At 50.2% G+C, this 2,352-nt stretch carries 1 protein-coding gene; it reads right to left on the reverse strand.

The annotated features are described in order from the left end of the window. Positions 1-2,147, reverse strand: a 2,147-nt coding sequence (locus tag Q0198_RS10130; protein WP_297897718.1) for a DNA translocase FtsK, incomplete at its 3' end; no start/stop codon positions are given. Positions 2,148-2,352: the final 205 nt, after the last annotated feature.

Consider the following 2,352-nt stretch of genomic DNA (forward strand, 5'->3'; position numbering starts at 1 on the left):
ATACGCAAGCGGCGCTGCAGGTAGCTGATCGAGGTTTTCTCCTCCTCCAAAACGATCGCCTTCGCCTCGTCGTAAAGCTCGTCAAGCACGATATTTTGCGGATTGATTATACCGCCTTCTTGCTTAGCGCCCTCATTCTCGATCAAAAATCGCTCGTCATAAACGACGCTTTCTTGCGCTTTTAAAAATTCCGCGATCTTGTTGATCTCATTCTCGGTCGTAAACGGCGCGTGCAGGCGGATGAGCCCCGGCGCGGTAGGCGGCGTAAACAGCATATCGCCCCGCCCAAGCAGGCTGTCCGCGCCCATCTGATCCAAAATCACCTTGCTATCGACCTTTGAGCCCACGCGGAAGCTGATGCGGCTAGGCAGATTCGCCTTTATCAGCCCCGTGACGACGTCCACGCTAGGGCGCTGCGTCGCTACGATGAGATGGATGCCGCTGGCGCGCGCCATCTGCGCCAGACGCGCGATGTAGTGCTCTACGTCCTTGCCGCTCGTCATCATAAGATCCGCGAGCTCATCGATGATAACGACGATGTAAGGCAAAATTTCGCCGCCCTCGCGCAACATCTTTTCGTTGTAGTTGTCGATATTTTTCGTCCTGTTTTGCGCCATGAGCGAGTAGCGCTGCTCCATCTCGGCTACAAGGTTGCTTAGCGCAATGATCGCCTGCTTAGGCTGCGTGATTACGGGCGTTAGCAGGTGCGGGATGTCGTTGTAGATACTAAACTCGAGCATCTTCGGATCGATCATTATAAGGCGCAGACTCTTGGGCGAATTGCGATACAAAAGGCTAAGCAGCATGGCGTTGATGCCCACGCTCTTGCCGCTTCCGGTGGTGCCTGCGATGAGAAGGTGCGGCAGCTTCTTAAGATCGGTGACGAAAGGCTGCCCCACGATGTCCTTGCCAAGCACGATGGTAAGCGGGCTGGAGGCGCTTTTAAACACGTCGCTTTCTAAAATTTCGCGCAGATAGATCGTATCGATATTTTGATTCGGTATCTCGATGCCCACGACGTCTTTGCCCGGAACCGGCGCTTGGATACGGATGGTCTGCGCCCGAAGAGCCATCGCCAGATCGTCTTGCAGCGTTAGAATTTTACTTACCTTGATGTGCGCAGCGGGGCGAAACTCAAAGGTCGTAACGACCGGGCCCGAGTAAGTCCGCACCACGTCGCCGTCGATCTTAAATTTACGCAGCTTATCGAGCAGGTCGTAAATTTTACGATCGATCTCGCTCTCGTCGATGTTGCTTTTCTTTTTCGGCGGCAGGTTTAAAAAATCAAGCGGCGGCAGTTTAAAATCCTTGGGCTTAGCCACCCTGCCCTTATCGAGCTGATCCAAAAGCCTTTTATTTTCGGCGACCTCGCTTAGGCGCTCGACCCTTTTTAGCCTGCTCGGCTTTCCCTTTTGCGGCATTTTAAGCTCGCATTCAGCGGAATCCTGCAGACCCTGCGCGTCACCAAAATTCTGCTCATTTTCAGGCTCGCGAGTATCGTTTAAATTTTGAAAATTTTGCCCGCCTTCAAAACCGCGCTCGCTTGCGCCCTGCTCCGCAAAATTACCCTGTTTCGCCGAACCGTCCTCTGCGCTCAAAGAGTTATCCAAAGCGTTAAAATTTTCCGCACCTCTCAAGCCTTGCGCAGACGAATGCTTTGCAAACCCGCCTCTTTGTGCCGCATCCGCATCGCTAGCGAAATCATCCCCAATTTCATCCTGCGAGCTTTCATCTCTTGAGCCAATAAAGCAGTTTTTGATGATATCGGTAAAACGATCTTCAAATATAAGCACTAGCGAAAGCACAAAAATCGTAATATTAAAAATCCACACGCCGACGCTTCCAATCATTCGCCTAAGTCCGTCCACCGCGAAGCTGCCAACTGCTCCACCGCTAGCGCCAAAGAGACTCGACTGCACCATCAAAATGGTAAAAAACAGCAAAATGGCTCCGATGCTAAACTCAAAAAATCTAAAGTCAAAACCGCGAAAATGCTTATAGGCTACGTATGCCAAGGCAAGCAAAAATAGCGGATAGATGTATGCAAAATAGCCGAATAGCTGGGTATTAAACGAGCGGATGGCATTGCCGGCGCTGCCTACAAGTGCGGAATCGGGCGCAATAGTAGCAAGCCCAAAAAATATTATGACGGCCGATACGATGATAAAATATACTTCTTTAACTATGATTGATCCTTAAATTTAAAGCGGTATTTTAGCCAAACGAAGGTTAAAATTTTATTTGAAGGACGAAATTTTAATGCTTTGATAAAATTCCGCGCCCTTGAAGGCGCGGAATTAAAGGAGTTAGTTTTTGACGGCTTTGCCCAGATCCCACATAGGCATAAAGATA

This window comes from uncultured Campylobacter sp. (assembly GCF_938045205.1).
Classification (GTDB): domain Bacteria; phylum Campylobacterota; class Campylobacteria; order Campylobacterales; family Campylobacteraceae; genus Campylobacter_B.